18 protein-coding genes are annotated in these 12334 nt (G+C 71.1%); 8 read left to right on the forward strand and 10 right to left on the reverse strand.

The genetic code is table 11. The features are described 5' to 3' along the window. Positions 1–13 precede the first annotated feature (13 nt). Positions 14–577: an RNA polymerase sigma factor gene (locus tag AC0NH5_RS10120; protein ID WP_474402283.1), complete on the forward strand. Its 564-nt coding sequence runs from the start codon at positions 14–16 to the stop codon at positions 575–577. Next, the gene (locus AC0NH5_RS10125) at positions 577–1551 is read left to right on the forward strand and encodes a CU044_5270 family protein (RefSeq protein ID WP_474402285.1); all 975 of its coding nucleotides are present in this window, start codon (positions 577–579) and stop codon (positions 1549–1551) included. Before AC0NH5_RS10120 ends, AC0NH5_RS10125 begins: the two co-directional genes overlap by 1 nt. Positions 1552–1670: 119 nt before the next feature. Here the strand turns inward: AC0NH5_RS10125 and AC0NH5_RS10130 are convergent, their stop codons facing one another. Next, complete coding sequence (locus AC0NH5_RS10130) at positions 1671–2654, reverse strand: NAD(P)-dependent alcohol dehydrogenase (protein WP_474402388.1); 984 nt, start codon at positions 2652–2654, stop codon at positions 1671–1673. Here AC0NH5_RS10130 and AC0NH5_RS10135 point away from each other — a divergent pair. Then, positions 2589–2729 (forward strand): hypothetical protein, encoded by a 141-nt coding sequence (locus AC0NH5_RS10135; RefSeq protein WP_474402286.1) that lies wholly within the window; start codon positions 2589–2591, stop codon positions 2727–2729. The genes AC0NH5_RS10130 and AC0NH5_RS10135 overlap by 66 nt on opposite strands. Before the next feature lie 99 nt (positions 2730–2828). Here AC0NH5_RS10135 and AC0NH5_RS10140 read toward each other — a convergent pair whose 3' ends face one another. Further along, on the reverse strand, positions 2829–3557 hold the full coding sequence (locus AC0NH5_RS10140; protein WP_474402287.1) for an SDR family NAD(P)-dependent oxidoreductase: 729 nt from the start codon (positions 3555–3557) through the stop codon (positions 2829–2831). Between the two features lie 114 nt (positions 3558–3671). Between AC0NH5_RS10140 and AC0NH5_RS10145 the strand changes: the two genes are divergently transcribed. Together AC0NH5_RS10145 and AC0NH5_RS10150 are read left to right on the forward strand one after the other, a co-directional pair. Beyond that, positions 3672–4796: a glycoside hydrolase family 12 protein gene (locus tag AC0NH5_RS10145; protein WP_474402288.1), complete on the forward strand. Its 1125-nt coding sequence runs from the start codon at positions 3672–3674 to the stop codon at positions 4794–4796. Positions 4797–4853: 57 nt separating this feature from the next. Next, positions 4854–5489: a trimeric intracellular cation channel family protein gene (locus AC0NH5_RS10150; protein WP_474402289.1), complete on the forward strand. Its 636-nt coding sequence runs from the start codon at positions 4854–4856 to the stop codon at positions 5487–5489. Positions 5490–5552: 63 nt separating this feature from the next. Here the strand turns inward: AC0NH5_RS10150 and AC0NH5_RS10155 are convergent, their stop codons facing one another. Beyond that, positions 5553–6455: a LysR substrate-binding domain-containing protein gene (locus AC0NH5_RS10155; protein WP_474402290.1), complete on the reverse strand. Its 903-nt coding sequence runs from the start codon at positions 6453–6455 to the stop codon at positions 5553–5555. Positions 6456–6524: 69 nt separating this feature from the next. On the opposite strand from AC0NH5_RS10155, the gene AC0NH5_RS10160 reads away from it, so the two are divergent. After that, entirely contained in the window at positions 6525–7154 is a 630-nt protein-coding gene (locus tag AC0NH5_RS10160; RefSeq protein WP_474402292.1) for a LysE family translocator, read from the forward strand. Here the strand turns inward: AC0NH5_RS10160 and AC0NH5_RS10165 are convergent. After that, a complete protein-coding gene (locus tag AC0NH5_RS10165; protein ID WP_474402293.1) occupies positions 7151–7285 on the reverse strand; it encodes a hypothetical protein in 135 nt (44 codons plus the stop codon). The two genes, AC0NH5_RS10160 and AC0NH5_RS10165, sit on opposite strands and share 4 nt — an antisense overlap. A 103-nt stretch (positions 7286–7388) precedes the next feature. Then, on the reverse strand, positions 7389–8036 hold the full coding sequence (locus tag AC0NH5_RS10170; RefSeq protein ID WP_474402294.1) for a sensor histidine kinase: 648 nt from the start codon (positions 8034–8036) through the stop codon (positions 7389–7391). Positions 8037–8066: 30 nt separating this feature from the next. On the opposite strand from AC0NH5_RS10170, the gene AC0NH5_RS10175 reads away from it, so the two are divergent. Continuing rightward, entirely contained in the window at positions 8067–8702 is a 636-nt protein-coding gene (locus tag AC0NH5_RS10175) for a response regulator (protein ID WP_474402295.1), read from the forward strand. 37 nt (positions 8703–8739) lie between these two features. Here AC0NH5_RS10175 and AC0NH5_RS10180 read toward each other — a convergent pair whose 3' ends face one another. After that, a complete protein-coding gene (locus AC0NH5_RS10180; protein ID WP_474402297.1) occupies positions 8740–9975 on the reverse strand; it encodes an Nramp family divalent metal transporter in 1236 nt (411 codons plus the stop codon). A gap of 111 nt (positions 9976–10086) precedes the next feature. Here AC0NH5_RS10180 and AC0NH5_RS10185 point away from each other — a divergent pair, with 111 nt between their 5' ends. After that, positions 10087–11004, forward strand: coding sequence for a manganese catalase (locus AC0NH5_RS10185; protein ID WP_474402298.1), 918 nt, complete (start codon positions 10087–10089; stop codon positions 11002–11004). Positions 11005–11053: 49 nt separating this feature from the next. Here AC0NH5_RS10185 and AC0NH5_RS10190 read toward each other — a convergent pair whose 3' ends face one another. Genes AC0NH5_RS10190 through AC0NH5_RS10205 form a run of 4 tightly spaced genes read right to left on the reverse strand, consistent with a single transcriptional unit; the run spans position 11054 to position 12192 of the window. Beyond that, positions 11054–11497, reverse strand: a complete 444-nt coding sequence (locus AC0NH5_RS10190; protein ID WP_474402300.1) for a hypothetical protein — start codon at positions 11495–11497, stop codon at positions 11054–11056. Continuing rightward, positions 11469–11663, reverse strand: coding sequence for a hypothetical protein (locus tag AC0NH5_RS10195; protein WP_474402302.1), 195 nt, complete (start codon positions 11661–11663; stop codon positions 11469–11471). Before AC0NH5_RS10195 ends, AC0NH5_RS10190 begins: the two co-directional genes overlap by 29 nt. Before the next feature lie 8 nt (positions 11664–11671). Further along, positions 11672–11857: a hypothetical protein gene (locus tag AC0NH5_RS10200; RefSeq protein WP_474402303.1), complete on the reverse strand. Its 186-nt coding sequence runs from the start codon at positions 11855–11857 to the stop codon at positions 11672–11674. A gap of 41 nt (positions 11858–11898) precedes the next feature. Continuing rightward, positions 11899–12192, reverse strand: coding sequence for a hypothetical protein (locus AC0NH5_RS10205; protein ID WP_474402305.1), 294 nt, complete (start codon positions 12190–12192; stop codon positions 11899–11901). Positions 12193–12334: the final 142 nt, after the last annotated feature.

Here is a 12334-nt window from a genome sequence, read left to right on the forward strand (position 1 = left end):
ATGGTGACAGCCGATGGACACGGACGTTGGGGTAGTGACCGACGCCGAACTGATCGCCGGCGCCCGGAGATCGCCGGAGCACTTCGCGGGGGTGTTCGACCGGCACTACGGCCGGATCTACGCGTACGCGGCACGGCGGCTCGGCCGGGACCTGGCCGAGGACGTGGCCTCGGAGACGTTCCTGATCGCGTTCAGCCGGATCGCCGGGTACGACACCGGCCGCCCGGACGCGGCCCCGTGGCTGTACGGGATCGCCTCGAACCTGATCGCCCGGCACGGCCGTGCCGAGTCACGGCGGTACCGGGCGCTGGCCAGGCTCGGCCCGGACCAGCCGGTCGGCGCCCACGACGACGCCGTCGCCGGCCGGCTCGACGCCGCGGCCGCGCGGGGACGGCTCGCGGCGGCGCTGGCCCGGTTGTCCGGCGGCGAACGCGACGCGCTGCTGCTCGTCGCCTGGGCCGGCCTCAGCCAGCCCGAGGTGGCCGCGGCGCTCGACATGCCGGCCGGCACCGTCCGGTCGCGGCTGCACCGCGCACGCCAGGAGATGCGTACGGCTTTGGGAGAGGGAGACCTGTGATGAACGAGATCGACGTGCTGGCGCAGGCGTTCGGGCCGGACGAGATCCCGGCCGCGGCGACTCGCGACCGGGCCCGCGCGGCCCTGCTGCACCGGATGGAAGGCCCCGCTCCCGCGCGGCGGCGCCGGCCCCGATGGGCGGTCCGGATCACTGCGGTGGTGGCCACCGCGGCAGCGGCCGCGGTCGGGGTGGTCGCGCTGGAGAACGCCGGCACGGTGAGCCGGCGGAGCGTCGAGAATCCGGTGGTGGCCGCGCTGCCGTTCGCCAGGCCGGCCGGGGCCGCCGAGGTTCTGGAGAACGCCGCCTGGGCGGCCGCCCGCAAACCCTGGGTGGCGCCCCGGCCGGACCAGTTCATGTATGTGCGGACCACCGCCACCCTGAACAACCGGAAGCTGCTCGAGGCGGAACCGAACGGCCCGCTGGTGGACGGGAGGACCGAGACCGTCCGCGAGGAAGCCTGGACGCGCGTCGACGGCGATGTGATGGCGTCGCGCAAGGGCGGCGGCAAACTCGTGGTGACCGAGCGCACCCCGGAGGCCTACTGGTTCACCATCCCGTACCCCGATCTGGCCGCGCTGACCACCCCGGAGAAGGTCGCCGCGTGGATCGCGGCGCCCAAGGCCGTCGGCGCCGACGTGGACGCCCTGCTCATGCAGCAGGTGCTTCCGCCGGATGTGGAGGCCGCGATGTTCCGGTGGCTGGCCCGGCAGCCCGGCGTGCGGGCGGACCATCAGTCGGTGAACCTCGACGGCCGCCCGGCCATCGCGCTGACCTGGACCGTCGAGGGCTACCTGAAGAAGGACCTGCTCTTCGACCCGGCGACCTACGCCCTGATCGGTGACCGCCTGGTGGCCGTGAAGAACCACGTGAGCAAGGGGGACGACGGCACCCGGCGGATCAGGGCCGGCGACGTCTTCCGCCTGGTCGTCCGCGACAGCGCCGGCATCGTCGACGCCCCCGGCGAGACCAGCTGACACCCAGCGTGTGAAGTTCGGGTCGCCATACGGGCCGAACTTCACACACTGCGTCACGCCACCAGTGTGTGAAGTTGAGGTCGCCATACGGGCCGAACTTCACACACTGGTGCTCGGCGTCAGCGCAGGGTGTCGACGTCGATGACGAAGCGGTAGCGGACGTCCGAGCGCAGCACCCGCTCGTACGCCTCGTTGATCTGGTCGGCGCTGATCAGCTCGACCTCCGGGGCGATCCCCCGCTCGGCGCAGAAGTCCAGCATCTCCTGGGTCTCGGCGATGCCGCCGATGCTGGAGCCGGCGAACGAGCGCCGGTTCGCGAACAGCGAGAACACCGGCACCGGCAGCGGCTCCGGCGGGGCGCCCACGCTCACCAGCGTGCCGTCGAGTCGCAGCAGCCCCAGGTAGGCGGCCATGTCGATCGGCGCGCTCACGGTGTTGACGATCAGGTCGAAGCTGTTGCGCAGCGCCTCGAACGTGGCCGCGTCCCGGGTGGCGTGGTACTGCTCCGCGCCGAAGGCCAGCCCGTCGTCCTTCTTGCCGAGGGTCTGCGACAACACGGTCACCTCGGCGCCCATCGCCACAGCGATCTTGACGGCCATGTGCCCGAGGCCGCCCATGCCGACCACGGCGACCTTCTTGCCGGGGCCCGCCTTCCAGTGCGACAGCGGCGAGTACGTGGTGATGCCGGCGCACAGCAGCGGCGCCGCGGCCTCGTACGGGATGCTCTCCGGCACCCGCAGCACGAAGTCCTGGTCCACCACGATGTGCGTCGAGTAGCCGCCCTGGGTGACCGTGCCGTCCCGGTCGACGCCGGCGTAGGTGCCGACGTTGCCGTTCAGGCAGTACTGCTCCTGCCCGCTCCGGCAGTTGTCGCACTCACGGCACGAGTTGACCATGCAGCCGACGCCGACCCGGTCGCCCACGGCGTGCTTGGTGACCTCGGCGCCCACCTCGGTGACCTGCCCGGCAATCTCGTGTCCGACGGTCAGCGGGTACGCCACCTCGCCCCACTCGCCGCGCACGGTGTGGATGTCCGAGTGGCAGATGCCCGCGTACCGGATCTCGATCAGAACATCGCGCGGGCCGACGTCACGCCGCTCGATCGTGGTGCGGGCGAGCGGTTCGGTGGCCGACGGGGCGGCGACGGCGTTGACGGTGAGAATGACGTCCTCCAGTGAAAGGGTCGTGACCTGCGGTCCCTGGTGAACTCTAGGAACCGCTCCCCTGGTAATACCACCGAACGCGCGACTGAAGCCTCTCGAGGCATGTCCGGCCGGTCACGGGCCGGGCCGCAGCTCCACCCCGGTCTCCTCGGCCAGCGCCCGCAGCAGCCGGTCCTGGAACGCCACGTCGTGCACCGCGCGGTGCGGCTGCTGCCGTTCCCGGTGGAACCAGTACTCCCCGCTGGTCAGCGCTTCCGGATCATCGCTGGTGGCGAGCCACTCCTGCGTCCGGTGGCCGAGCTCCAGATCGTCCGGGGCGCCCGGTCCGCCCATCTTCGTCGGCACCCAGCCCGGGTCGACGGCGTTGCTGCTGACGCCGGACCGGAGCCGGGCCACCGCGAACGCCAGGGCGGTGACGAACAACTTGCTGTCGGCGTACGACCCGGCCCGCTCCCCGCGCCAGTCGACCCCGTCGAGGGCCGGCCGCCCGCTGAAGTGCGACCCGCTGCTCAGGTAGACGAGCCGGCGCGGCCCGGGCAGCAGCACCGTTAGCAGGTACGGAGCAATGATGTTCACCGGCATGACCGCCCGGCCGGTGTAGACCCCGGCGTTGTGGATCACGACGTCGAGCGGCTTCACCGAGGCGGCGATGTCCCGGACCGCCTCCCGGTCCTCCAGGTCGCCCACGACGACCTCCGCGCCGCGCCCGGCCAGCTCGGCCAGGGCCGCGGCCCGGTGCCGACTGCGGGCGTGCACCACGACGTCGTGCCCCTCGGACAGCAGGGTCTGCGCGGTGAGACGGCCGAGGCCGTCGGCGGACCCGGTCACCAGGATGCGAGTCACGTCCTCCACGGTAGGCCGCGTGACGTTGTTCTCATGTCCGTCGATATGTTGTACCGTCGACTGGGAGCGCTCCCAACATCCCCCCTGGGTTTCCCGGCCCCCGAGGAGCACACGATGAGACGCATTCTCCGTGCCCTGACCGCCGCCGCGCTGTTCGCCACCGCGGGCGTCGCCGCGCTGGTCATGACCGGCCCGGCCCAAGCCGACACACTGATCTGCGAACAGTACGGCGCGACCACGATCGGCGGCCGTTACGTCGTCATGAACAACCGGTGGGGCGGCACCGCCGAACAGTGCATCAACGTCACCGACACCGGCTTCCGGATCACCAGCCAGCAGAGCGTCGGCAACACCAGCGGCGCACCGGTGTCGTACCCGGCCGTCTACTTCGGCTGCCACTACACGCGCTGCTCGCCCGGCACCAACCTGCCGATCCGCGTCGGCTCGATCACCAGCGCCACCAGCAGCGTCAGCTACACGTACGTGTCCGGCGCCACGTACAACGCCTCCTTCGACATCTGGCTCGACCCGTCACCGCGGACCGACGGCGTGAACGCGCAGGAGATCATGATCTGGTTCAACCGGCAGGGCTCGATCCAGCCGATCGGCTCCGTCGTCGGCACTGCCACGGTCGGCGGCCGCACCTGGGAGGTGTGGCGCGGCAGCAACGGCTCCAACGCGGTGGTCTCGTACGTCGCCCCGTCCCCGATCAACAGCTGGACCTTCAGCGTCCTGGACTTCATCAACGACGTGAAGAACCGCAGCTCGGTCACCGACTCCTGGTACCTGACCAGCATCCAGGCCGGCTTCGAGCCGTGGATCGGCGGCGCCGGCCTCGCAGTGAACTCCTTCAGCGCCTCCGTCAACGGCGGCGGCACCGGCACCCCGCCCACCTCGCCGTCCACCCCGCAGCCCGGCGGCACGTCCTGCCGGGTGACCTACGCGACCAACGTGTGGAGCAACGGCTTCACCGCGAACGTGACCGTCGCCAACACCGGCACCAGCGCGGTCAACGGCTGGTCGCTCGGCTTCACCCTGCCCTCCGGCCAGTCCGTCACCAACTCCTGGGGTGCCACCCTGAGCGGCTCCTCCGGCGCGCTCACCGCCCGCAACGCCGGCTACAACGGCACCGTCGCCGCCGGCGCCAACGCCAGCTTCGGCTTCCAGGGCACCTACACCGGAACCTTCGCCGCACCGTCCGCCTTCACCCTCAACGGCACCACCTGCACGCGGGCCTGATCACTTCCACACGGGTCGCCGCCTCCCGGCGGCGGCCCGTGTGCGACAACTGTGGGCATGTCCCCCGACGTCGCGGTGCACGTGCTCGAACTGGTCGGCCTCTACGTGTTCGCCACCTCCGGCGCTCTGATGGCGATCCACAAGGGCTTCGACCTGGTCGGCATCATCATGCTGGCGATGCTCACCGCCCTCGGCGGCGGCGTCATCCGCGACCTGATCATCGGCGACACCCCGCCGGCCGCCTTCACCAACGTCATCTACCTGCTGATCCCGCTGGCCGCCGCCACGGTGACCTTCTTCGCCCACCAGCTCGTGCACCGGCTGGCCTTCACCGTCCTGGTCTTCGACGCCGCCGGCCTGGCCCTCTTCTGCGTCACCGGAACCCTCAAGGCCTTGGCGTACGGTCTGGGCGCCGTCCAGGCCGCCCTGATGGGCGTCCTCACCGCCGTCGGCGGTGGCCTGCTGCGCGACATCACCGCCCGCGAGACCCCGACCCTGGTCCGCGCCGACAGCGACCTCTACGCCATCCCCGCTGCGGCCGGCGCCATCATCGTCGTCATCGCCGAACGCGCCGACTGGCCGATGCCGATCATCGCCACCGCCGCCGCCATCGGCGTCTTCACCCTGCGCATCCTCGCCATGATCCACCACTGGACGGCCCCCGGCGCCCCCAACTGGCACCCCACCCCCTGACCATCGCCTCCCACCAGCCCCGCGAACCGGCCGCATCCATTCAGCCGCCTCGAACAGCACCAATCACCCCGTCCGCCGCGCCAGCGCCTCCCCGATACACCGCACGACTTGCTGCACGGCCCCCGACTGTCCCCCCGCACGGGTAGTCGCATAAATCTGCCGTGCCAGCCCACCCGGCCGACCCACCGCCAGATATCCCACCCCCGGCTGATCGACAGCCGCCAGCGCCGGCACCAGCGACACCCCGAACCCCGCCGCCACCATCGCCAGCACCATCGGATAGCTGTGCACCCGAACCTTGATCCGGGGCTCGAACCCCGCCGCCCGGCAGGCCATCTCGGTGGCCGCCTGGAATCCGGTGCTGGTCAACGCCCCCACCCACTCGTCGTCGGCGAAGTCGGCCAGCGACACAGGCTCACCCGAGGAAACCATCCCCTCGGGCACAGCGAGCAGCATCGGTTCCCGATAGAGCCCCCGCTGGGTCAGCCCTCGCAGGTCGGGCCGGGACAGCGGCGCGTACTCATGGGTGACCGCCACATCGATCTCCCCCGCCCGTATCCGCGGCAGCGCCTCCGCCGACTCCAGCTCAGCGAAGTGCAGCTCCACCCCCGGGTACCGCCGCCGGAACGCCGCCAGCGCCGGGATGACGAAGCTCGTGCTCGCGGTGGCGAACGCCGCCACCCGGACAGTCCCCGCGCGCATCCCCGCGACATCCCGAACCGCCCGCCGGGCCTCGGCCAACGACGCCAGCACCGGCTCGGCATGGTCTGCGAGAACCCGGCCCGCCTCGGTCAGCCGCACGCTGCGCGCCGATCGTTCGAGCAGCGCGGTGCCCACGTCACGTTCGAGGGCGGCCAACTGCTGCGAGGCCGCCGCCGCGGTGCACCCGGCTCGGGCGGCCGCACCGGCGATGGTCCCGGTCACCGCGACATCGCGCAGCAGGATCAGACGACGGGGATCGAGCACAAGGAGAACTTACGCTGAGCTGTTCGAGCACGCATTGATCCGCATGCTCGCCCGTGCCAGCCTGATCCGGTGCCCTTGGATCCGCACCTGCTGGCCGCCTTCACCGTCACCACGATCGTCGCCACCCTGGCTCCCGGCCCGGACATGCTGTTCGTGCTGAGTGCCGGGATGCGTGGCGGCCCTCGAGCCGGCCTGCTGGCCACGGCCGGGATCGCCACGAGCGAGGCGATCCATGTCCTGGTGGCCGCCGCCGGCCTCAGCGCCCTGTTCACCGCGGTGCCCGAAGCTTTCACCGCGCTTCGGGTCGCCGGCGCCGTCTATCTCGCCTGGCTGGGCATCCAGATGATCCGCCACCGCGGCGATCTGACCCTGGCCACCGCCGACGGCGCGACGATCTCCGGTCGCCGGGTCTATGTGACCGGCTTCCTGACGAACCTGTCCAACCCCAAGATGATCGCCTTCTCGGTGGCGTTCCTGCCCCAGTTCGTCGACCCGGCGCTGGGTTCGGTCTGGGTTCAGTTCACCGTGCTCGGCGCCATCCTGATCTTCCTGGAGTTCCTGATCGACGGCGGTGTGGGCGTCTTCGCCGGCCGGATCGGGACATGGCTGCGGCACCGCCACAGCTTGCGCCGCTACATCGACACCGCGACCGGCGGCATCCTCATCGCCCTGGGCCTGCGCCTGGCGGTGGAGAACTAGGGGGTCAGCCGGCGGCCGTCACGGATCAGGGGCAGGATCCAGACAGCGACCAGCGCCGCCCCCAGTGCGGCGGTGGCGGCCGAGGCGTCGCCGTGGAGGATCAGAGCGAGCAGCCAACAGGCCACGATCACCGAGCGAAGCATCAGGCAAGGCATGTGAAGCGTGTTCCCCTTCTCGGGACCCGGCGGGGCCAGGCAGTGTCCTGCCCGGGCCACCCGCCGGAAAAGGCAAGCCTCAGGCGCGATAGCGAGGCACCATCACTTCCACACTGAGCCCGGAGGGCCCGCCCCGGGCCCGGATCGACCCGCCACGCGCCTCGATCAGTCGCCGGACCACCCAGATCCCCAGCCCTCGATCAGTGGGCGGTGGCGTCCGCCGCCGCAGCGCCGCCAGAAGCGCCGGCGTAGGGCCTCCGCAGTCGGCCACCTCCAGCCGCAACCGGCACCCTCGCCGACGGGCGACGAGCCGAACCGGCCCGTCGGAGTACCGCACCGCGTTACCCACCAGGTTGATCAGGATCTGCCGGGTGTGCTGCGGATGCACCGGCCACCGCCCGGCCGTCGCCCCCGCGTCCACCACGAGTCGCCCAGACGGGGCGGTAGCGGCGACGGCGGGCAGGATCCGGCCGAGCGGAACGGCCGGTGCGGCCACGGTGGACAGTCCGCTCGCCGCGGCCGCCGCCTGCCCGAGCACCGCCTCGGCATGGGCGGCGTGCTCCGCCGCCAGCCGGGCCAGCTGCCCGCGGCGGTCTTCCGGCTGCTCCCGTTCCAGGGCCCGGACCAGCGCAGACAGCGTGGCCATCGGCGGACGCAACTCGTGGCAGACGCTGCGCAGCAGAACGACCGCCGGGTCCGGGGCCCGGCGTGAGCGAATCAAACGCATGAGTGGGCTCGCGAGGGGCATCCGCTGGGCATGGGCAAGGCGATTCGGGTGGCGGTGGTCGATGACCACGAACTTTTCACGCGCGGTCTCGAGCTTCTGCTGCCGGAGGTGAGCGGCGGCCGGGCAGTGGTGGTGGCGACCACGACTGACGCGGCATATGCCACGAGCCTGGTCCGGCACGCCGTGCCGGACGTGGTGCTGGTGGACATCCACATGCCGCGGCCGGGCGGCATCCAGTCGATCGCGGCGATCCGGCGGGCCGCGCCCCGGGCCCGGGTGCTGGCCATGTCCGGCGACGAGGAGCCGTCGGTGGCGCTGGCGGCGCTGCGGGCCGGCGCGGTCGGTTTCCTGCCGAAAAGCAGCGACCCGGCCACGCTGTTGCAGCCGCTGCTGGCGGCCTTGGAGGGGTGGGCGGTGCTGCCGGCCGCGCTGCTGCCGTCGATGACCGCGGCGCCGGAGACCAACCCGGTCGCCGCGACGCTCGGCGACGCGGACCGGCGGTTGTTGCGCCTGATCGCGAACGGCGCCTCCACCGGGGAGATCGCCACCGAGCTGCACGTGTCCGACCGTACGGTCAAGCGGTTGACCGCCGCGCTCCTGCGCAAGTTGCGGGTCTCCAGCCGGACCGAGGCGGCGGCCCTGGCCGGCAGCGCCGGACTGATCTGAGCAATCATGTCGCGGCGGATTCCCTTATGGGAATGGTTCAACCAAGCGTTTGGACGAGCAGGAAAACATTGAGGGTGATGATCAAGGCGGCCGCCGCGACGGCGCACGCGGTCGTGACCGGGTGGTTGACATGCTCGCCCAGCACATCGCGCCGCCGGGTCAGCCAGATCAGCGGGATCAGGGCGAACGGCACGCCGAACGAGAGCACCACCTGTGACCAGATCAAGGCGACGGTGGGGTCGACACCGAGCATCAGCACGATCATCGCCGGGGCCATGGTGATCAACCGGCGCAGCGTCAGCGGGATGCTGCGATTGATGAAGCCCTGCATGACCACCTGCCCGGCGTAGGTGCCGACGCTGGACGAGGCGAAACCGGACGCCAGCAGCGCGATGGCGAACGCGAACGCCGCGGGCTGATCGAGGACGACGCCAAGCCCGTGGTGGATGCCCTCCAGGGTGTCCGTGCCGGCGATCCCGGAGTTGTGGAACAACGCCGCCGCGATCACCAGCATGGACAGGTTCACCAGGCCGGCGGCGCCCAAGGCGATGATCGTGTCGGCCCGCTGATAGCGCAGCGCGGTGGTCCGCATGCTGGGGTCGGGAGTCGCCCGGGAGGTGGTCAGTGCCGAGTGCAGGTAGATCACGTGCGGCATCACGGTGGCGCCGAGGATGCCGGTGGCCAGCAGCATGCTCTCTGATCCGGAGAACGAGGGAACCATCCCGGCGGCTACCCCGGCCGGATCGACACCGGCGCGGAGTCCGTTGTAGAGGAAGCCGAGCGCGATCACGCCGAGCAGTCCGGTGATCGCCAGCTCGAACCGCCGGAATCCTCGCCGGTGCAGGCCGAGCAGGGCGAACGCGACGACACAGGTGATCAGGCCGCCGATCGGGAGCGGGATGCCGAAGAGCAGGTAGAGCGCGAGCGCCCCGCCGATGATCTCGGCAAGGTCGGTGGCCATGGCGACCAGTTCGGCCTGCACCCACAGCCCGGCGCTGACCGGGCGCGGCAGCCGCTCCCGGCACCACTGCGCCAAATCACGGCCGGTCACCAGGCCCAGCTTCGCGGAGAGCGACTGGATCAACACGGCCATGATGTTGGCCGCCACGATCACCCACACCAGTTGATAGCCCAACGTCGCGCCGCCGGTGAAGTTCGTGGCGAAGTTGCCGGGGTCGGCATAGGCGATCGCGGCCACGAAGGCGGGGCCGAACCACGGGGCCACCCGGGCCACCCGGCGGCGCAGCGGCTGTGCGAGATCGAGAACCACCATGCGGCGGGAGTGCCCGGGGGCGGTGGCCTCACCAGGCCCCGACTGACCTCACCGGGCCGATGCACCGGGTAGCCAGATGCTCGTGCCGAACCCCATCGAGAGGAGCTAGACGTGTTCAAGCATGTTGACTACCTGCAGTTCCAGGCCAAGCCGGAGAAGCCGGACCCGGTGCTGGCCGCCAAGATGCAGGAGCTGGTCGGCGGTCAGTTCGGTGAGATGACCGTGATGATGCAGTACCTGTGGCAGGGCTGGTCGTGCCGGGTGCCCGGCAAGTACAAGGACATGATCATGGACATCGCGACCGAGGAGATCGGTCACGTCGAGATGCTCACGACCATGTTGGCCCGCCTGCTCGAGGGCGCGCCGAACGAGGCGACCGAGAAGGCCGCCGCCGCCAACCCGCTGCTGGGAGCCGTGATGGGCGGGATGAACTTCCAGCACGCCATCGTCACCGGTGGTGGCGCGCTGCCCCGGGACGCCGCCGGTGTCCCGTGGAACGCCGGTTACATCGTCGCCAGCGGCAACCTGCTCTCGGACTTCCGGTCCAACGTGGCCGCCGAGGCGCAGAGCCGGCTGATGACCAGCCGGGTCTACAACATGACCGACGACCGCGGGGTCAAGGAGATGCTCCAGTTCAACCTGGCCCGCGACACGTACCACCAGCAGCAGTGGCTGCTGGGCATCGAGCAGCTGATCCAGGACGGCTTCACCGAGAACGGCATCGAGGACTCGAACGCGGAGTTCGAGCACCCCGAGGCGAACCACACGTTCTACAGCTTCGACCCGGCCAGCCGGGCGGGCGAGGGCCGGTGGGCGCAGGGGCCGACGCTGAACGGCAAGGACGAGATCGTCTACGTTCCGGACGCGCAGCCGCTCACCGACGACAAGCCGCTGGGCCCGGCGCCGGACCCGAAGCTCTACGTCACCTACGACGGGTCGATGGGCAAGGGCAAGCCGGGCACCGCGGCGGGTTCCACCGCCCAGGGCGCGGCGAACATCGTCAACAAGATCAAGGGCGCGCTGGACTGAAGCTGATGGTTGAGGGCCGGCTCCGGGACGCGGAGCCGGCCCTCAGGTCTTACAACTGCCGGATCGCGGCGAGCTGACGGCGGGTCACGAAGGACGGGTTGGCCGCCTGCGGTTGCCGCAGCACCTCCAGGCCGGCGAGCTCCCGATGGGCGCGCAGCTCGTCCCGGCTGATCCAGCCCGCGGGTTCCGTGATGGTCAGGTCGAGCGGAACCCACCAGCCGTCGCCGTCCTCCGCAGGCTGTGCGGGGCCGGTCAGCATCCCCGATCCCCAGACGCCGTACGCGATGTCGCGGCGCCGGCTACCGCTGCCCCAGAAGAGCACCGGCTGGCCGGCGGCCATCAGCCGTGTCCGGTAGCTGGGCTGGACGCACCACCGGCGCACCAGCGGATCAGCGGCGAACCGGCCGGGCAGATCGGCCCGGTCGGCGTTCCCCTTGATCAGCCAGGCGCCGAGGTCGTCCGGATCAACCGTCCTGGGCGGTGCCGGTGACACGGTTCGCTCCGGTCGTGTTGACGCCCTTGTTGCTGCTGCCGTGCGACGGCGTGTCCGCGGTCGGCTCCTCGTCGACCGGGAAGTCCCCGGTCTCCTCCAAGCCGCTGACGAACTGGTCGGTGCTGCTGCCCGCGTCGACGATCCGTTCCTCGTTCGGTTCGGTCATGATTCTCCTCAGTCCGGGCGGTACATCTCGCTGTCGCCTCCGGTCGTACCCAGATCGGTGGGGTCTGTCTCCTCGTCCCCGGCGTCCTCGCCGGCGACCGACTCGCCCGGCGCCCGCAGCGAGGCGGCGTAGGCGGGGGTGCCGTCGGGCTCGTCGGTCGGGTGCCGGTCGGCGCGGTCTCGATCATCAGTCATGCCACCGCGACTTCCCGCCGGACGCGACCGCAAACTTGCCGTCACGGCCGGGGTGAGGTGCGCGTCCACGACCGTTCCCCGCGCCGGCTGGTGGCGGCCACGCAGCGCGGGCAGATGTGGCGGACCTGGTCCTGTGCGGTGACCACGTCGGTGGCCCGGAAGTCGAACGGCACGTGCGGGAACCGCCGCAGCCGCGTCCGGCTCAGTGCCAGCCCGCACACCGTCTGGTTCAGGCCCGGTGTCCAGCCGTGCACCTCGCCGCCCGGCTGCCGGACGCCGTCGTCGTCGACCCATTCGCTGGATGCCGCGACCGACGCGGCTCGCGTTCTCGCCATGCCGTCCGCATTCCCGTTTTTGCCGGGACATATCCGGCCCGCCGCGGGCTATCCGCGCGCCGACCAGCAAGCAGCGCACCGAGGACGCGAACCCGACCGAGGCGCCGCACGGCAGCCCGGACCGGAACGCGAATCGGCCGAC

This window comes from Actinoplanes sp. 13, from assembly GCF_056134165.1.